Below are 18867 nucleotides of genomic sequence, written 5' to 3' on the forward strand. Positions count from 1 at the left end.
CACCCATGGGACTCGAAGAGAAGCTGCCCAGCGGTTTTCTGCTGACGACCGTCGAACAGGCCGCGGGCTGGGTCCGGAAGGCCTCCGTCTTCCCCGCGACCTTCGGCCTCGCCTGCTGCGCCATCGAGATGATGACGACCGGCGCAGGCCGCTACGACCTGGCCCGCTTCGGGATGGAGGTCTTCCGCGGCTCCCCGCGCCAGGCCGACCTGATGATCGTGGCCGGCCGCGTCAGCCAGAAGATGGCGCCCGTCCTGCGGCAGGTCTACGACCAGATGCCGAACCCCAAGTGGGTCATCTCCATGGGGGTTTGCGCGTCTTCGGGCGGAATGTTCAACAATTACGCGATTGTGCAGGGCGTTGACCACATTGTTCCGGTTGACATCTATTTGCCGGGTTGCCCGCCGCGCCCGGAGATGCTGGTGGACGCGATCCTCAAGCTCCACCAGAAGATCCAGAACTCCAAGCTGGGCGTGAACGCCCAGGAAGCGGCCCGCGAGGCGGAGGAGGCGGCGCTCAAGGCGCTGCCCACGATCGAGATGAAGGGTCTGCTCCGGTGAGCGACGAGACACCCAATCCCGAGAAGGAGCTCAGCGAGCAGAACCTCCCGGGACAGCGCGGCGAGCACGGGGAGGAGGTCCGCGTCCAGCGCGGCATGTTCGGCGCGAACAACGGCGGCGACACCTCCGGCTACGGCGGCCTGGTCCGCTCGGTGCGCCTGCCCGGACCGGCCTCCCGCCCGTACGGCGGCTGGTTCGACGAGGTCGCCGACGAACTCGAGGGCGCCCTGGAGGAGCAGGGACTGCTCCCGGAGAACGCCATCGAGAGGACGGTCGTCGACCGCGGCGAGCTCACCTTCCACATCGAGCGCGAACACCTGGTCCGGGTCGCCCGCACCCTGCGCGACGACCCCGCCCTGCGCTTCGAACTGTGCACCGGCGTCTCCGGCGTCCACTACCCGGGCGACAAGGGCCGCGAGCTGCACGCCGTCTACCACCTGCGCTCGCTCACCCACGGCCGGCTGCTGCGCCTGGAGGTCTCGGCCTCCGAGGGCGACCCGCGCATCCCGTCGCTGGTCCCGGTCTACCCGACCAACGACTGGCACGAGCGCGAGACGTACGACTTCTTCGGCATCGTCTTCGACGGCCACCCCGCCCTCACCCGGATCATGATGCCGGACGACTGGCCGGGCCACCCGCAGCGCAAGGACTACCCCCTCGGCGGCATCGCCGTCGAGTACAAGGGCGCCCAGATCCCGGCTCCGGACCAGCGGAGGTCGTACTCGTGAACACCCCCTCTGCCTCCCCCAGGGAGACCACGGAAGGGACCGTCTACACGGTCACCGGCGGCGACTGGGACGAGGTCGTCCAGTCCGCCGCCAAGGCCGACGACGAGCGCATCGTCGTCAACATGGGCCCCCAGCACCCGTCCACCCACGGCGTGCTCCGGCTCATCCTGGAGATCGACGGCGAGACCGTCACCGAGGCCCGCTGCGGCATCGGCTACCTCCACACCGGCATCGAGAAGAACCTCGAGTACCGGACCTGGACGCAGGGCACCACCTTCGTCACGCGCATGGACTACCTCACCTCGTTCTACAACGAGACGGCGTACTGCCTCGGCGTGGAGAAGCTGCTCGGCATCACCGACGACATCCCGGACCGGGCGAGCATCCTCCGGGTGCTCCTCATGGAGCTCAACCGGCTCTCCTCGCACCTGGTGTGCATCGCCACCGGCGGCATGGAGCTCGGCGCCACCACGATCATGATCTACGGCTTCCGGGACCGCGAACTGATCCTGGACCTGTACGAGCTGATCACCGGCCTGCGCATGAACCACGCGTTCATCCGCCCCGGCGGCCTCGCCCAGGACCTCCCGCCCGGCGCCGTCGACGCCGTGCGCGAGTTCGTGAAGACCATGAGGAAGAACCTGCCGGAGTACGACAAGCTGGCCACCGGCAACCCCATCTTCAAGGCCCGCATGCAGGACGTCGGCTACCTCGACCTCACCGGCTGCATGGCCCTCGGCGCCACCGGACCGATCCTGCGCTCCGCGGGACTCCCGCACGACCTGCGCAAGACCGACCCGTACTGCGGCTACGAGACCTACGACTTCGAGGTCCCCACCGCCGACAGCTGCGACGCCTACGGGCGCTTCCTCGTCCGCCTGGAGGAGATGCGCCAGTCGCTGCGGATCGTCGAGCAGTGCCTGGACCGGCTGGAGCCCGGCCCGGTCATGGTGGGCGACAAGAAGATCGCCTGGCCCGCCCAGCTGGCCCTCGGCCCGGACGGACTCGGCAACTCCCTCGACCACATCAAGAAGATCATGGGCACCTCCATGGAGGCCCTGATCCACCACTTCAAGCTCGTCACCGAGGGCTTCCGGGTCCCCGCCGGACAGGCCTACGCGGCCGTCGAGTCGCCCAAGGGCGAACTCGGCGTGCACGTCGTCTCCGACGGCGGCACCCGCCCCTACCGGGTCCACTTCCGCGACCCGTCCTTCACCAACCTCCAGGCCATGGCCGCGATGTGCGAAGGCGGCCAGGTCGCCGACGTCATCGTCGCCGTCGCGTCCATCGACCCCGTGATGGGAGGCGTCGACCGATGACGGACGGACACACCAGTCTCGGGATGCCCCAGCTGCCCGCGCCCGACTACCCCGCCGAGGTCCGCGCCCGGCTGGAACAGGACGCGAAGGCGATCATCGACCGCTACCCGGGGTCCCGCTCCGCGCTCCTGCCGATGCTGCACCTCGTGCAGTCGGAGGAGGGCCACGTCACCCGGACCGGCATGCGCTTCTGTGCCGAGACGCTCGGCCTGACCACCGCCGAGGTCACCGCGGTCGCCACGTTCTACACGATGTACCGGCGCAAGCCCTCGGGCGACTACCAGGTCGGCGTCTGCACCAACACGCTGTGCGCCGTCATGGGCGGCGACGCCATCTTCGAGGAGCTCAAGGAGCACCTCGGCGTCGGCAACGACGAGACGACCGCCGACGGCAAGGTCACCCTCGAACACATCGAGTGCAACGCGGCCTGCGACTTCGCGCCCGTCGTGATGGTCAACTGGGAGTTCTTCGACAACCAGACGCCCGACTCCGCCAAGCGGCTCGTCGACGACCTGCTGGCCGGGCGTCCCGTCGCCCCCACCCGCGGAGCGCCGCTGTGCACGTTCAAGGAGACCGCGCGGATCCTCGCGGGCTTCCCCGACGAGCGCGAGGGCGCCGTCGAGGCCACCGGGGGCGCCGGCCCCGCCTCGCTCGTCGGTCTGCGCCTGGCCAAGGGGGAGACCCCCCAGCACCGGATCGTCCACCCGCGTGGCGAGGCGGCCAGTGAGGAGGGGGAGTGATGACCTTGGCAGCCGAGATCAACAACAGCAGCCCCGAGAAGCTGCTGTCGCCGGTCCTGTCGGCGTTCTGGGACCAGCCCGAGTCCTGGACCCTGGACACCTACCGGCGGCACGAGGGCTACGAGGGCCTGCGCAAGGCGCTCGCGATGTCGCCCGACGACCTCATCGCGTACGTCAAGGAGTCCGGCCTGCGCGGCCGCGGCGGCGCGGGCTTCCCCACCGGGATGAAGTGGCAGTTCATCCCGCAGGGCGACGGCAAGCCGCACTACCTCGTCGTCAACGCCGACGAGTCCGAGCCGGGCACCTGCAAGGACATCCCGCTGCTCTTCGCCAACCCGCACTCCCTCATCGAGGGAATGATCATCGCCTGCTACGCGATCCGCTCCGAGCACGCGTTCATCTACCTGCGCGGCGAGGTCGTACCCGTCCTGCGCCGCCTGCACGAGGCGGTCCGCGAGGCGTACGAGGCCGGCTACCTCGGCCGGGACATCCTCGGCAGCGGCCTGAACCTCGACATCACCGTGCACGCCGGCGCCGGCGCGTACATCTGCGGCGAGGAGACCGCGCTGCTCGACTCGCTCGAAGGGCGCCGCGGCCAGCCCCGGCTGCGTCCCCCCTTCCCCGCGGTCGCCGGTCTGTACGCCTGCCCCACTGTGGTGAACAACGTCGAATCCATCGCCTCGGTTCCCGCGATCCTGAACAAGGGCAAGGACTGGTTCACCTCCATGGGGACCGAGAAGTCCCCGGGATTCACGCTCTACTCGCTCAGCGGGCACGTCGCCTCGCCCGGCCAGTACGAGGCCCCGCTCGGCATCACCCTGCGTCAGCTCCTCGACATGAGCGGCGGGATGCGGCCCGGCCACCGGCTCAAGTTCTGGACCCCCGGCGGCTCCTCCACCCCGATGTTCACCGAGGAGCACCTCGACGTCCCGCTCGACTACGAGGGCGTCGGCGCCGCCGGATCCATGCTCGGCACCAAGGCGCTCCAGTGCTTCGACGAGACCACCTGCGTGGTGCGGGCCGTCACCCGCTGGACCGAGTTCTACGCCCACGAGTCCTGCGGCAAGTGCACCCCCTGCCGCGAGGGCACCTACTGGCTCGTCCAGCTGCTCCGTGACATCGAGGCCGGCAAGGGCGTGATGAGCGACCTCGACAAGCTGAACGACATCGCCGACAACATCAGCGGCAAGTCGTTCTGCGCCCTCGGCGACGGCGCCGCCTCGCCGATCTTCTCCTCGCTGAAGTACTTCCGCGCCGAGTACGAGCAGCACATCACGGGCAAGGGCTGCCCCTTCGACCCCGCCAAGTCCACCGCCTGGGCGGACAAGCACCGGGAGGTGAACGCATGACAGTCACCACGTCCGCCCCCTCCGGGGGTGGTGCGGCGGTCCCGCCGGAGGACCTCGTCACGCTGACCATCGACGGCATCGAGATCTCCGTCCCCAAGGGGACCCTGGTGATCCGGGCCGCCGAGCAGCTCGGCATCGAGATCCCCCGCTTCTGCGACCACCCGCTCCTCGACCCGGCCGGCGCCTGCCGCCAGTGCATCGTCGAGGTCGAGGGCCAGCGCAAGCCCATGGCGTCCTGCACCATCACCTGCACCGACGGCATGGTGGTCCGGTCGCAGCTGACCTCGCCGGTCGCCGAGAAGGCCCAGCACGGCGTGATGGAGCTGCTGCTCATCAACCACCCGCTGGACTGCCCGGTCTGCGACAAGGGCGGCGAGTGCCCGCTGCAGAACCAGGCCATGTCCCACGGGCAGTCCGAGTCCCGCTTCGAGGGGAAGAAGCGGACCTACGAGAAGCCGGTCGCCATCTCCACCCAGGTGCTGCTCGACCGCGAGCGCTGCGTGCTCTGCGCGCGCTGCACCCGCTTCTCCAACCAGGTCGCCGGCGACCCGATGATCGAGCTGCTGGAGCGTGGCGCGCTCCAGCAGGTCGGCACCGGCGAGGGCGACCCCTTCGAGTCGTACTTCTCCGGCAACACCATCCAGATCTGCCCGGTCGGCGCGCTGACCTCGGCCGCCTACCGCTTCCGCTCGCGCCCCTTCGACCTCGTGTCGACGCCGAGCGTCTGCGAGCACTGCGCCGGCGGCTGCGCGACCCGCACCGACCACCGCCGCGGCAAGGTCATGCGGCGGCTCGCCGCCGAGGACCCCGAGGTCAACGAGGAGTGGGTCTGCGACAAGGGGCGGTTCGGCTTCCGGTACGCGCAGCAGCGCGACCGGCTGACCACCCCGCTGGTCCGCAACCCCGAGACCGGCGTGCTGGAGGCGGCCTCCTGGCCCGAGGCGCTCGAAGCCGCGGCCCGCGGGCTCGTGCGCGGGCGCACCGGCGTCCTGGCCGGCGGCCGGCTGACCGTCGAGGACGCCTACGCCTACGCCAAGTTCGCCCGGGTCGCCCTCGACACCAACGACGTCGACTTCCGGGCCCGCGTCCACTCCGGCGAGGAGGCCGACTTCCTCGCCTCCGCCGTCGCCGGACGCGGCCGCGACCTGGACGGCAGGGGCGTCACGTACACCTCGCTGGAAGCCGCGCCCGCCGTGCTCCTCGTCGGCCTGGAGTCCGAGGAGGAGGCCCCCGGCGTCTTCCTGCGGCTGCGCAAGGCCTGGAAGAAGAAGGGCCAGCGGACCTACGCGGTCGCCGCGTTCGCCACCCGCGGCCTGGAGAAGACCGGCGGCACCCTGCTCGCCGCCGCCCCCGGCACCGAGACCGAGTGGCTCGACGCCCTCACCTCCCGGGTCGGGCTCTCCGCCGACGGGCTCGCCGCGGCGGAGGCGCTGCGCCAGGACGGCGCCGTCATCGCCGTCGGCGAGCGGCTCGCCGGAGTGCCCGGGGCGCTCACCGCCGCCCTGCGCGCCGCGACCGCCACCGGCGCCACGCTGGTGTGGATCCCGCGCCGGGCCGGAGAGCGCGGCGCCGTCGAGGCGGGCGCCATCCCGGCGCTGCTGCCCGGCGGTCGGCCCGTGACCGACCCGCGCGCCCGGGAGGAGGTCGCCGAGGTCTGGGGCGTCCGCGAACTCCCGCACGGCTACGGCCGCGACACCGGCCAGATCGTCGAGGCCGCCGCCACCGGCGAACTCGGCGCGCTGCTCGTCGGCGGCGTCGACGTCGACGACCTGCCCGATCCGGCCCGCGCCCGCGAGGCCCTCGACGCGGCCTTCGTGGTCTCGCTCGAACTGCGGCCCGGCGCGGTCACCGAGCGCGCCGACGTGATCCTGCCGGTCGCCGCGGTCGCCGAGAAGGCCGGCACCTTCCTCAACTGGGAGGGCCGCGCCCGGCTGTTCGAAGCCGCGCTCAAGCCGGAGCAGATGACCCGGACGCTGCCGCCCGCCGACGCCCGCGTGCTGCACATGCTGGCCGACGCCATGGACGCCCACCTCGCCCTGCCGGACCTGCGTTCCGTACGGCGCGAGCTGGACCGGCTCGGCGGCTGGACCGGCGAGCGGGCCACCGAGCCCGCCGAGCCCGGCCAGTCCGCCGCGCGCCCGGGCGAGGGCGAGGCCGTCCTCGCCGGACACCGGATGCTGCTCGACCTCGGGCGCCTCCAGGAGGGCGACACGGCACTGGCCGGCACCCGGCACGCCGCCGTCGCCCGGCTCTCCGCCGGCACCGCCGCCGCCACCGGCGTCAAGGACGGCGACACCCTCGAAGTCACCGGGCCCGCGGGCGCGGTCCGCTTCCCCCTCCAGGTCACCGAGATGCCCGACCGGGTGGTCTGGCTCCCGCTGAACTCGGCCGGCCACGGCGTCCTCGCCGGCACCGGCTCCCGCCCCGGCGACCTGGTCCGCATCGGCCCGGCCACCCTCACGGAGGTGGAGGCATGAACACGCTCCTCGCCGCCGAAGACCTGTCCCTGTTCGGGCGCGACCCCTGGTGGCTCGTCCTCGTCAAGGCGGTCTTCTGCTTCGCGTTCCTGATGGTGACCGTGCTCTTCTCCATCGTGTGGGAGCGCAAGGTCGTCGCCTGGATGCAGCTGCGCATCGGCCCCAACCGGCACGGCCCCTGGGGCATGCTCCAGTCGCTCGCCGACGGCATCAAGCTGATGCTGAAGGAAGACGTCATCGTCAAGCGGGCCGACAAGGTCGTCTACGTCCTCGCTCCGATCATCGCCGCCATCCCGGCCTTCATGGCCATCGCGGTGATCCCCTTCGGCCCGGCCGGCAACGAGGTGTCGATCTTCGGCCAGCGCACCACGATGCAGCTGACCGACCTGCCGATCGCGATGCTCTACATCCTCGCGGTCGCCTCCGTCGGCATCTACGGCATCGTGCTCGCCGGCTGGTCCTCCGGCTCCACGTACCCGCTGCTCGGCGGACTGCGCTCGGCCGCCCAGATGATCTCGTACGAGATCGCCATGGGCGCCGCGTTCGCCTCCGTCTTCCTCTACTCCGGGTCGATGTCGACCTCGACGATCGTGGAGGCGCAGGCCGACCGCTGGTACATCGTGCTGCTGCCGGTCTCCTTCATCATCTACATCGTCACCATGGTGGGCGAGACCAACCGCGCCCCCTTCGACATGCCGGAGTCCGAGGGCGACCTGGTCGGCGGCTTCAACACCGAGTACTCGTCCATCAAGTTCGCGCTCTTCATGCTCGCCGAGTACGTGAACATGGTGACCGTCTCGGCCGTCTCCGTGACCCTGTTCCTGGGCGGCTGGCGCGCCCCCTGGCCGATCTCCGGCTTCTGGGAGGGCGCCAACCACGGCTGGTGGCCGATGCTCTGGTTCGTCCTCAAGGTCCAGCTGCTGCTCTTCTTCTTCATCTGGCTGCGCGGCACGCTGCCCCGCGTCCGCTACGACCAGCTGATGAAGCTGGGCTGGAAGGTGCTCCTGCCGGTCTCCGTGGTCTGGCTGATGCTGGTCGCCACCGTCCGGGCGCTGCGCAACGAGAACTACGACTTCCAGACCATCGTGCTGTACGTCGCCGGGGCCGTCCTCGGAGTGCTGCTGCTCTCCTTCGTCTTCGACGTCTTCCGCGACAAGAAGGGCAAGGCGGCCGCGGACGCGGAGGCCGCGGAGACCGGCTCGTTCGACCCGATGGCGGGCGGCTTCCCCGTACCGCCCAAGCCGGGGCAGTCCCTGCCGGCCGTACCGCGGCGCAGGCCCCGCCACGAGCGGGAGCTGATCGTCAGCGGCGGCGCCGATACCGCGACCGCGAGTGAGGGAAAGGAGACGGACGGTGTCTGACTTCCAGAATCCGGTGGCCGGCTTCGGCGTGACCTTCAAGGCCATGTTCAAGAAGCGGCTGACCGAGCAGTACCCGGAGCAGCCGAAGACGACGGCGCCCCGCTTCCACGGCCGGCACCAGCTCAACCGTCACCCCGACGGTCTGGAGAAGTGCGTCGGCTGCGAGCTGTGCGCCTGGGCCTGCCCCGCCGACGCCATCTACGTGGAGGGCGCCGACAACACCGAGGAGGAGCGCTACTCCCCGGGCGAGCGCTACGGCCGCGTCTACCAGATCAACTACGCCCGCTGCATCCTGTGCGGGCTGTGCATCGAGGCGTGCCCCACGCGCGCGCTGACGATGACCAACGAGTTCGAACTGGCCGACTCCTCCCGCGAGAACCTGATCTACACCAAGGAGCAGCTGCTCGCGGGCCTGGAAGACACCATGGTCGACACCCCGCACGCCATCTTCCCGGGCATGGACGAGCAGGACTACTACCGGGGCCTGGTCACCGAGGCCGCGCCCGGCACCGTCCCCCAGATCGCCGTGTCCAAGGGCGAGAAGGGCGAGCCGGAGGGGGCGGACGCATGAGCGTGACCCTCGCCTCCTACACGACCTCCACGGGTGAGGCCCTCCAGTTCTGGGTGCTCGGCACGATCGCCGTCATCGGCGCGCTGTGCACGATCCTCATGAGGCGGGCCGTGCACTCCGCGCTCTGCCTCGCCGGGACCATGATCATCCTGGCGGTCTTCTACCTCGCCAACGGCGCCTACTTCCTCGGCATCGTCCAGATCGTCGTCTACACCGGCGCGATCATGATGCTCTTCCTCTTCGTCGTCATGCTGGTCGGTGTCACCGCCGCGGACTCGCTGAAGGAGACCATCAAGGGACAGCGCTGGTGGGCCGCCCTGTGCGGACTCGGCTTCGGCGTCCTGCTGTTCGCCGGCATCGGCCACGCCTCGCTCACCGAGTTCAACGGCCTGGGCACCGCCAACACCGCCTCCGGCGGGAACGTCGAGGGCCTCGCCGCCCTGATCTTCACCACGTACGTGTTCGCCTTCGAGATCACCGGCGCGCTGCTCATCACCGCGGCCCTCGGCGCGATGGTGCTCACCCACCGCGAGCGCACCGAACGCGCCCGCACCCAGCGCGAGCTGGCCGAGCAGCGCGTGCGCGAGGGCAAGCACCTCCCGCCGCTGCCCGCCCCCGGCGTCTACGCCCGGCACAACGCGGTGGACATCGCGGGCCTGCTGCCGGACGGCACCCCGGCCGAGCTGAGCGTCATGCAGACCCTGCGCAAGCGGGGCCAGATCCGGGACGTGTCGAACGAGGCGCTCGCCGACCTCAAGGCCCTCGAACAGCGCTCCGAGGAGCGGCTGGGCCGGGACGCAGAGGAGGCTTCGCGGTGAATCCCGTCAACTATCTCTATCTCTCCGCGCTGTTGTTCACCATCGGCGCGGTGGGCGTGCTCATCCGGCGCAACGCGATCGTGCTCTTCATGTGCGTCGAGCTGATGCTCAACGCCTGCAACCTCGCGTTCGTCACCTTCTCCCGCATGCACGGCAACCTCGACGGCCAGGTCATCGCCTTCTTCACGATGGTCGTGGCCGCCGCGGAGGTCGTCGTCGGACTCGCGATCATCGTGTCCGTCTTCCGTGCCCGCCATTCGGCCTCGGTCGACGACGCCAGCCTGATGAAGCTGTGAGGGGCTGACCGTGGACAACCTCATTGCGCTGCTCATCGCGGCGCCCCTGCTCGGAGCCGCCGTCCTGCTGTGCGGCGGCCGGCGGCTCGACAAGACCGGGCACTGGCTCGGCACCGTGCTCGCCGCCGTCTCCTTCGCCATCGGCGTGGTCCTCTTCGCCGACATGCTCTCCAAGAGCGCCGACGACCGGGCCCTGCACCAGACCCTGTACACCTGGATCCCGGTCGAGGGCTTCCAGGCGGACATCGCCTTCCAGCTCGACCAGCTGTCGATGACCTTCGTGCTCCTCATCACCGGGGTCGGCACGCTCATCCACGTCTACTCGATCGGGTACATGGAGCACGACGAGCGGCGCCGTCGCTTCTTCGGCTACCTCAACCTGTTCGTCGCGGCGATGCTGCTGCTGGTCCTCGCCGACAACTACCTGCTGCTCTACTTCGGCTGGGAGGGCGTCGGCCTCGCCTCCTACCTCCTGATCGGCTTCTGGCAGCACAAGCCCAGCGCGGCCACCGCCGCCAAGAAGGCCTTCCTGGTCAACCGGGTCGGCGACATGGGCCTGTCGATCGCGATCATGCTGATGTTCACCACCTTCGGGACCTTCGCCTTCGGGCCGGTCCTGGCGGCGACCGGCGAGGCCTCCGAGGGCAAGCTCACCGCGATCGGCCTGATGCTGCTCCTCGCGGCCTGCGGCAAGTCCGCCCAGGTGCCGCTGCAGTCCTGGCTCGGCGACGCGATGGAGGGCCCGACCCCGGTCTCGGCCCTCATCCACGCCGCGACCATGGTCACCGCCGGCGTCTACCTGATCGTCCGCTCCGCCGACATCTTCAACGCCGCCCCCGACGCCCAGCTCGTCGTCACCGTGGTCGGCGCCGTCACGCTCCTCTTCGGTGCGATCGTCGGTTGCGCGAAGGACGACATCAAGAAGGCGCTCGCCGGTTCGACGATGTCGCAGATCGGCTACATGATCCTGGCGGCCGGCCTCGGCCCCATCGGCTACGCCTTCGCGATCATGCACCTGGTGACGCACGGCTTCTTCAAGGCCGGGCTCTTCCTCGGCGCCGGTTCGGTCATGCACGGCATGAACGACGAGGTGGACATGCGCCGCTACGGCGGCCTGCGGAAGTACATGCCGGTCACCTTCGTCACCTTCGGCCTCGGCTACCTCGCGATCATCGGCTTCCCCGGCCTGTCCGGCTTCTTCTCCAAGGACAAGATCATCGAGGCGGCCTTCGCCAAGGGCGGCACCGAGGGCTGGATCCTGGGCGCGGTCACCCTGCTGGGCGCCGCCATCACCGCGTACTACATGACCCGCGTGATGTTCATGACCTTCTTCGGCGAGAAGCGCTGGCAGCCCGACGAGAAGGGCGAGCTGCCGCACCCGCACGAGTCGCCGAAGTCCATGACGGTCCCGATGGTCCTGCTCGCCTTCGGCTCGGTCTTCGCCGGCGGCCTCTTCGGGATCGGCGACCGCTTCGTGAAGTGGCTGGAGCCCGTCACCTCCTTCGAGCACGGCCACCCGCCGATCAGCGCCGGGGCGATCACCACCGCCACCGTCGCCGTGATGCTGCTGGGCGTCGGCCTCGCCTACCTCCAGTACGGACGCCGGCCCGTCCCGGTCGTCGCCCCGCGCGGCTCGCTGCTCACCCGGGCCGCCCGCCGCGACCTCCTCCAGGACGACTTCAACCACGTCGTCTTCGTCCGGGGCGGCACGCACCTCACCCGCTCCCTGGTCTACGTCGACCACAGCCTCGTCGACGGGGTGGTCAACGGCACCGCGGCCTCGGTCGGCGGGCTGTCCGGCCGGCTCCGCAAGCTGCAGAACGGCTATGCCCGGTCGTACGCGGTCTCCATGTTCGGAGGTGTGGCGGTGCTCATCGCCGCGACCCTGCTGATGAGGGCGGTGTAACGCTCATGTCCTTCCCGCTCCTTACGGCGACGGCAGCGGTGCCGGCGGTCGGTGCGATCCTCACCGCCGCCGTGCCCGCCGCCCGGCGCACGGCCGCCAAGTGGCTCGCGCTGCTGGTCTCGCTCGCCACCCTCGTGCTCGCCGCCGTCGTCTTCGCACGGTTCGAGCCCGGCGGCGACCGCTACCAGCTCGTCGAATCGCACTCCTGGATCGCGGACTTCGGCGTCCGCTACGAGCTCGGCGTGGACGGCATCGGGGTGGCGCTCATCGCGCTCACCGCGCTGCTCATCCCCTTCATCGTGCTCGCCGGCTGGCACGACGCCGACCCCCTGGAGACCTCCTCCACCCGGTGGCGTCCCACCCAGGGCTTCTTCGCCCTGATCCTCATGGTCGAGGCGATGGTGATCCTCTCCTTCGAGGCCACCGACGTCTTCCTCTTCTACATCCTGTTCGAAGCCATGCTCATCCCGATGTACTTCCTCATCGGCGGCTTCGGCGACCGCGCCCACGCGGGCTCCGACGAGAACGCGGCGGCCCAGCGCTCCTACGCGGCGGTCAAGTTCCTGCTCTACAACCTGGTCGGCGGCCTGATCATGCTGGCCGCGGTCATCGGCCTGTACGTCGTCGCCGGCAACTTCTCCCTCACGGAGATCGCCGAGGCGCGGGCCAACGGCTCGCTGGAGATGGCGACCAGCACCGAGCGGTGGCTGTTCCTCGGCTTCTTCTTCGCCTTCGCGGTGAAGGCCCCGCTGTGGCCGCTGCACACCTGGCTGCCGAACGCGATGGGGGAGGCCACCGCCCCGGTCGCCGTCCTCATCACCGCCGTCGTCGACAAGGTCGGCACCTTCGCGATGCTCCGCTTCTGCCTCGGGCTCTTCCCGGACGCGTCGAAGTGGGCCACCCCGGTGATCGTCGCGCTCGCGCTGATCAGCATCGTGTACGGGGCGCTGCTCGCCGTCGGCCAGCGGGACATCAAGCGCCTGGTCGCCTACGCGTCGATCTCGCACTTCGGCTTCATCATCATGGGCATCTTCGCGATGACCAGCCAGGGCCAGTCCGGCGCCACGCTCTACATGGTCAACCACGGCATCTCGACGGCCGCCCTGATGCTGGTCGCCGGCTTCCTGATCTCCCGGCGCGGCTCGCGGCTCATCGCCGACTACGGCGGTGTGCAGAAGGTGGCCCCGGTGCTCGCCGGGACCTTCCTGATCGGCGGCCTCGCCACCCTGTCGCTGCCCGGACTCGCCCCGTTCGTCAGCGAGTTCCTGGTCCTCGTCGGCACCTACTCGCGCTACCCGGTGGCCGGGATCATCGCCACCACCGGCATCGTCCTGGCCGCGCTGTACGTCCTCGTCCTCTACCAGCGGACGATGACGGGCCCGGTGAAGGAGGAGGTCCGCGAGCTGCCGGACCTGCGGGCGCGCGAGCTCGCCGTGGTCGTCCCGCTGATCGCGGTGCTGATCTTCCTCGGGGTCTTCCCGAAGCCGCTGACGGACGTCGTCAACCCGGCGGTCCAGCACACCATGTCCGATGTCCAGCAGAAGGACCCGAGCCCCGAAGTGGAGGCGGCCAAGTGAGCACCCCGGCTGTCCACACCCTGTGGACGACGGCCGCCGAGCCGATCAGCAAGATCCCGGCACCCCACATCGAGTACACGCAGCTGTCGCCCGTGCTCATCGTGGTCGGCGCGGCGGTCGTCAGTGTCCTCGTCGAGGCCTTCGTGCCGCGCAGGGGACGCCACTACACGCAGGTGTTCCTGAGCGTCCTGGCGCTCGTCGCCGCGTTCGCCGCCGTCGTCGGCCTCGCCGCCGGCGGCTACGGCTCCACCAAGGCGCACCTCGCGGCGATGGGGGCCATCGCCGTCGACGGGCCCGCGCTGTTCCTCCAGGGCACCATCCTGCTCGCCTCGGTCGTCGCGGTCCTCACCTTCGCCGAGCGCAGGCTCGACCCGGCCGACCACGGCCACCGGGTCGACTCCTTCGCCGCCGAGGCCGCCGCGGTCCCCGGCAGCGAGCAGGAGCGGGCGGCCGTCAAGGCCGGCTTCACCACCACCGAGGTGTTCCCGCTCGCCCTGTTCGCGGTCGCCGGCATGCTGGTCTTCCCCGCGGCCAACGACCTGCTGACCCTCTTCGTCGCGCTGGAGGTCTTCTCCCTCCCGCTCTACCTGCTGTGCGCGGTCGCCCGCCGCAAGCGCCTCCTCTCGCAGGAGGCCGCGGTCAAGTACTTCCTGCTCGGCGCCTTCTCCTCGGCGTTCCTGCTCTTCGGGATCGCCCTGCTCTACGGCTACGCGGGCTCCGTCTCGTACGCCGCGATCGCCGACGTCGTCGACGGCGACGTCGCCGGGATCGACCCGGCGCTCGCCGACACCATGGGCAACGACGTGCTGCTGCTCATCGGCTTCGCCCTGGTGCTGATGGGGCTGCTGTTCAAGGTCGGCGCCGTCCCGTTCCACATGTGGACCCCGGACGTCTACCAGGGCGCCCCGACCCCCGTCACCGGCTTCATGGCCGCCGCGACGAAGGTCGCCGCGTTCGGCGCGATGCTGCGCCTGCTGTACGTGGTGCTGCCGGGGCTCACCTGGGACTGGCGGCCGGTCATGTGGGCCGTCGCCATCGTCACCATGCTGGGCGGTGCGATCGTCGCCATCACCCAGACCGACATCAAGCGGCTGCTCGCGTACTCCTCGATCGCCCACGCCGGGTTCATCCTGGCCGGTGTCATCGCGGCCACGCCCAGCGGCGTCTCGTCGGTCCTGTTCTACCTGGGCGCCTACTCCTTCGTGACGATCGGCGCCTTCGCCGTGGTCACGCTGGTCCGGGACGCGGGCGGCGAGGCCACCCACCTGTCCAAGTGGGCGGGTCTGGGCCGCCGTTCGCCGCTGGTCGCGGCGGTCTTCGCGGTCTTCCTGCTCGCCTTCGCCGGCATCCCGCTGACCTCCGGGTTCTCCGGGAAGTTCGCCGTCTTCAAGGCGGCGGCGGACGGCGGCGCGGGCGCCCTGGTCGTGGTCGGTGTGATCTCCTCCGCGATCGCCGCGTTCTTCTACATCCGGGTGATCGTGCTGATGTTCTTCAGCGAGCCGAAGGCGGACGGCCCCACGGTCGCCGTGCCGTCGGGCCTCACCTCGGTCGCGATCACCGCCGGTGTGGTGGTCACCCTGGTGCTCGGCTTCGCGCCGCAGTACTTCCTGGACCTCGCGAACCAGGCGAGCGTGTTCGTGCGCTAGCCGTCGCCGCACGCCGGAGAGGGCCCGGCCGCCTGTCACGGGCGGCCGGGCCCTTCGGCGTGCGCCGCCCGCCCCCGCGTCGCCGTGGTGACCCACGGCGGGTCGCTGTGTCATCGTGAACGACCGGATTGGTCTCGACCAGTTGAGGGAGGCCGCACGATGCGCGGGACCACCGCGTCGCCCGACACCCCCGAAGCCCCGCCCCCGCGCGGCGCGTTACCCGTGCACCGCCTGGAGGTCCGGCTCCCCGACGGCGTGCCCTTCGCCGTCGGCAGCTTCGACTCCATCGGCCCGATGTCCCGGGCCGCGTTCCCGCACCGCCACACCTTCTACGAGTTCGTCCACGTCACCCGGGGCACCGGCACCCACGTCGTCGACCTGGCCCGCTGGGAGCTGCGCCCGCCGCACCTGGGCCTGATCCTGCCGGGCCAGGTGCACCACTGGGAGGACGCCCGCGACCTCGACGGGACCGTCGTCCTGTTCACCCCCGAGTTCCTCCTCGACCACCCCGGCGACCGGGAACTCCTCCGCCGCCTCGGCGCACACCCCTGGCTCCGCCTCGACTCCGCCGAACACGCCCGCACCGCCCGCCTGATGGCCGAACTCGTCGAGGAGTACGGGCGGGTGGACGCCGGCTTCGCCACCGTGCTGCGGTCGCTGCTGCACGTCCTGCTGGTCCGTACGGCCCGCCTCGGCGACCGCACCGAGGACCGCGCGCCCGGGCGGCCGTCGCCCGGGCGGCACGCGGTGGTCGCCGAGGAGTTCGCCCAGCTGGCCGCCCGTACCGGGACCGACGGCGTCCGATCCGTACGGGAGTGCGCGGAGCGGCTCGGGGTCACCCCCGGCTACCTCACCGAGGCCGTACGGGCCACGCTCGGCCGCACCCCGGCCGGGATGCTCCGGGAGGCGCGCACCCAGGAGGCCCAACGGCTGCTCGCCCGGACCGACTTGTCGGTCCGGCAGGTCGCGGCCCGGACCGGCTTCGACGACCCCGCGTACTTCAGCCGGTTCTTCCGCCGGGAGGCCGGAATGAGCCCGGGGGACTTCCGAAAGCACCACGACCGCCGTGTTCCGTCCATCGAAGACGCCCCCGGACCGGCCTAGGTTTCTGGACGATCGCTCAGCCCCCCACCCGAGGAGCAGGCATGGACAGCGAGACCAGCACCGGCCACATCACCCGGAAGGCCGTGCTGCGCGCGGCGATAGCCGCCGGGATGGCCGTCCCCACGGTGCTCATGGGCGTCCCCGCGCTCGCCCGCACGCTCACCGACGGCACCGTCGCGCCGGCGCTGACGCCGGAGTGCGACGACGGCGACCACCCCACCGTCGAGCAGATCGAGGGCCCCTACTTCAAGCCCAACTCCCCGCTGCGGTCCAGCCTGTTGGAAACGGGCACACCGGGCGTGCGGCTCACCGTCAGCGGCTACGTCTTCGGGCGGGCCTGCCTGCCGGTGTCCGGGGCGCTGCTCGACTTCTGGCAGGCCGACACCAACGGCGCGTACGACAACACGGGCTTCCGCTTCCGGGGGCACCAGTTCACCGGCGCGGACGGCTCGTTCAAGCTCACCACGATCGTGCCGGGGCTCTACCCGGGCCGCACCCGGCACCTCCACGTCAAGGTGCAGGCCCCGGGCCGGCCGATCCTCACCACCCAGCTGTACTTCCCGGGCGAGCCGCGCAACAACACGGACTCGATCTTCGACGCGCGGCTGCTGATGAACGTGCGGGACGCGGGCGGAGCCAAGGAGGCGGCGTTCGACTTCGTCCTCGACGTGCCGCAGACCCCCGGCCCGACGCCCACGCCGACTCCGACGCCGACGACGCCCGGGGGCACCTGGGCCGTCGGGACCGTGTACCGGGCGGGGGACGCGGTCACCTACGCCGGGCGGGGCTACGTGTGCCTGCAGGCGCACACGGCCCAGCCCGGCTGGGAGCCGCCGACGGTGCCCGCGCTGTGGCGGGCGGCCTGAGGCGGCGGGTGCCGCGGGGTGCCGCGGCGGTGAGGCGGCGGCACCCGGGCGGCTGAGACTCAGCCCGCGTTCGGCGCGATCTTGCCCGTGACCTCGCCGAGCGCGATCCGGGTGCCGTCCGGTCCGGGCGCCCAGGCGGTCAGCGTGACCTCGTCGCCGTCCTCCAGGAACGTCCGCTTGCCGAAGGGGAGTTCGAGGACGTCGCGGCCGTTCCAGGTGAGTTCGAGGAGCGAGCCGCGCTGGCCGACCTCGGGTCCGGAGACCGTGCCGGAGCCGTAGAGGTCGCCGGTGCGCAGGGAGGCGCCGTTCACCGTCATGTGGGCCAGCTGCTGGGCGGCGGTCCAGTACATGGTGGAGAACGGCGGCTCGGCCACCACCTCGCCGTTGATCGTCACGGTGATCCGCAGGTCGAAGCCGCCGGGCTCCTCCTCGGCCGCGTCGTCCAGGTACGGCTGGAGGGCGAAGTCGCGGGCGGGCGGCGCGACCCGGGCGGCGTCCAGGGCCTCCAGCGGGGTCACCCAGGCGGAGACGGAGGTCTGGAAGGACTTGCCGAGGAACGGGCCCAGCGGCACGTACTCCCAGGCCTGGATGTCACGGGCCGACCAGTCGTTGAGCAGCGTCAGGCCGAAGACGTGCTCGCGGAAGTCGCCGAGGGCGACCGGGCTGCCGAGCGTGGACGGGGTGCCGACGAGGAAGCCGACCTCCGCCTCGATGTCCAGCTTCACGGACGGCCCGAAGACCGGCGCCGGGTCGGCGGGCGCCTTGCGCTGACCGGCCGGGCGGACCACGTCGGTGCCGGAGACCACGACGGTGCCGGCCCGCCCGTGGTAGCCGATCGGCAGGTGCTTCCAGTTCGGGGTGAGCGCGTCGCCGTCGGGGCGGAAGATGTGCCCGACGTTGGTGGCGTGGTGCTCGCTCGCGTAGAAGTCGACGTAGTCCGCGACCTCGTACGGCAGGTGCAGCGTGACCGCGTCCAGCGGGTGCAGCAGCGGCTCGACGACCGGCCGGTGCGCGGGCACGGTCAGCCAGCCGGTGAGCGCGCGGCGCACGTCGCGCCAGGCGGTGCGGCCGGCGGCGAGCAGCGGGTTCAGGCTCGGCTGGGCGAGCAGCGCGGCGTACGGCGAGCCGAGCGCGTGTGCCGCGGCCCCCGCGTCGAGCACGTGCCCGCCGATCCGGACGCCCAGCCGGCGCCGGTCGGGCTCGTCGGCGGTGCTGAAGACGCCGTACGGAAGGTTGTGCGGGCCGAAGGGATCGCCCTCGGCCAGGTCGAGCGGGCTCTGCTCGGGCATCGGTGCTTGCCTCGCTTTCCAGGTGTGTGGGGGACACGTTACGGGGCGGGCGGCGAGGCGCAGATGACATGTGTCACACGGAAAGTGGGGCCTCCATGGGCAACTGTCCCGGTTCAGGTGGTTTGCCCGTGCTGTGGGTTCGCTGTGCCGAGGTGAACGCGTTCAGACCTCTGTTCCGGGGGCTGTTTCCAGCCCTACGATCACGGGGACGTCGCGCCGCGTGAGTTCCCCGCAGGTGCGGCCCCCACCACGTGTTTCCC

General features: G+C 71.0%; 16 protein-coding genes. 15 read left to right on the plus strand and 1 reads right to left on the minus strand.

Going from position 1 to position 18867, the window contains the following annotated elements; translation table 11 throughout:
• Positions 1-5 precede the first annotated feature (5 nt).
• From OG309_RS21660 to OG309_RS21730, 15 genes are all read left to right on the plus strand, one after another.
• Positions 6-560, plus strand: coding sequence for a NuoB/complex I 20 kDa subunit family protein (locus tag OG309_RS21660; RefSeq protein WP_329423102.1), 555 nt, complete (start codon positions 6-8; stop codon positions 558-560).
• Positions 557-1288 (plus strand): NADH-quinone oxidoreductase subunit C, encoded by a 732-nt coding sequence (locus tag OG309_RS21665; RefSeq protein ID WP_329423103.1) that lies wholly within the window; start codon positions 557-559, stop codon positions 1286-1288. Before OG309_RS21660 ends, OG309_RS21665 begins: the two co-directional genes overlap by 4 nt.
• Entirely contained in the window at positions 1285-2607 is a 1323-nt protein-coding gene (locus OG309_RS21670) for an NADH-quinone oxidoreductase subunit D (protein WP_329423104.1), read from the plus strand. The genes OG309_RS21665 and OG309_RS21670 overlap by 4 nt, the downstream gene beginning before the upstream one ends.
• Positions 2604-3347 carry an NADH-quinone oxidoreductase subunit NuoE gene (nuoE, locus tag OG309_RS21675; RefSeq protein WP_329423105.1) on the plus strand — a complete coding sequence of 248 codons (744 nt, stop codon included), beginning with the start codon at positions 2604-2606 and terminating at the stop codon, positions 3345-3347. Before OG309_RS21670 ends, nuoE begins: the two co-directional genes overlap by 4 nt.
• Complete coding sequence (gene nuoF, locus OG309_RS21680) at positions 3347-4696, plus strand: NADH-quinone oxidoreductase subunit NuoF (protein ID WP_329423106.1); 1350 nt, start codon at positions 3347-3349, stop codon at positions 4694-4696. The genes nuoE and nuoF overlap by 1 nt, the downstream gene beginning before the upstream one ends.
• On the plus strand, positions 4693-7173 hold the full coding sequence (locus OG309_RS21685; RefSeq protein ID WP_329423107.1) for an NADH-quinone oxidoreductase subunit G: 2481 nt from the start codon (positions 4693-4695) through the stop codon (positions 7171-7173). Before nuoF ends, OG309_RS21685 begins: the two co-directional genes overlap by 4 nt.
• On the plus strand, positions 7170-8534 hold the full coding sequence (nuoH, locus tag OG309_RS21690; protein WP_329423108.1) for an NADH-quinone oxidoreductase subunit NuoH: 1365 nt from the start codon (positions 7170-7172) through the stop codon (positions 8532-8534). The genes OG309_RS21685 and nuoH overlap by 4 nt, the downstream gene beginning before the upstream one ends.
• Entirely contained in the window at positions 8527-9105 is a 579-nt protein-coding gene (gene nuoI, locus OG309_RS21695; RefSeq protein ID WP_329423109.1) for an NADH-quinone oxidoreductase subunit NuoI, read from the plus strand. Before nuoH ends, nuoI begins: the two co-directional genes overlap by 8 nt.
• Complete coding sequence (locus OG309_RS21700; RefSeq protein ID WP_329423110.1) at positions 9102-9923, plus strand: NADH-quinone oxidoreductase subunit J; 822 nt, start codon at positions 9102-9104, stop codon at positions 9921-9923. The genes nuoI and OG309_RS21700 overlap by 4 nt, the downstream gene beginning before the upstream one ends.
• Entirely contained in the window at positions 9920-10219 is a 300-nt protein-coding gene (gene nuoK, locus OG309_RS21705) for an NADH-quinone oxidoreductase subunit NuoK (RefSeq protein ID WP_329423111.1), read from the plus strand. The genes OG309_RS21700 and nuoK overlap by 4 nt, the downstream gene beginning before the upstream one ends.
• Before the next feature lie 10 nt (positions 10220-10229).
• Entirely contained in the window at positions 10230-12125 is a 1896-nt protein-coding gene (gene nuoL, locus OG309_RS21710; RefSeq protein WP_329423112.1) for an NADH-quinone oxidoreductase subunit L, read from the plus strand.
• Positions 12126-12130: 5 nt separating this feature from the next.
• A complete protein-coding gene (locus tag OG309_RS21715) occupies positions 12131-13702 on the plus strand; it encodes an NADH-quinone oxidoreductase subunit M (RefSeq protein ID WP_329423113.1) in 1572 nt (523 codons plus the stop codon).
• Entirely contained in the window at positions 13699-15348 is a 1650-nt protein-coding gene (gene nuoN / locus OG309_RS21720) for an NADH-quinone oxidoreductase subunit NuoN (protein WP_329423114.1), read from the plus strand. The genes OG309_RS21715 and nuoN overlap by 4 nt, the downstream gene beginning before the upstream one ends.
• A gap of 159 nt (positions 15349-15507) precedes the next feature.
• Complete coding sequence (locus OG309_RS21725) at positions 15508-16452, plus strand: helix-turn-helix transcriptional regulator (RefSeq protein ID WP_329423115.1); 945 nt, start codon at positions 15508-15510, stop codon at positions 16450-16452.
• A gap of 41 nt (positions 16453-16493) precedes the next feature.
• On the plus strand, positions 16494-17318 hold the full coding sequence (locus OG309_RS21730; protein ID WP_329423116.1) for a dioxygenase family protein: 825 nt from the start codon (positions 16494-16496) through the stop codon (positions 17316-17318).
• A gap of 59 nt (positions 17319-17377) precedes the next feature.
• On the opposite strand, the gene fahA is transcribed toward OG309_RS21730, so the two are convergent.
• A complete protein-coding gene (fahA, locus tag OG309_RS21735; protein ID WP_329423117.1) occupies positions 17378-18607 on the minus strand; it encodes a fumarylacetoacetase in 1230 nt (409 codons plus the stop codon).
• Positions 18608-18867: the final 260 nt, after the last annotated feature.

Source organism: Streptomyces sp. NBC_01268, from assembly GCF_036240795.1.
Taxonomy (GTDB): Bacteria; Actinomycetota; Actinomycetes; order Streptomycetales; family Streptomycetaceae; genus Streptomyces.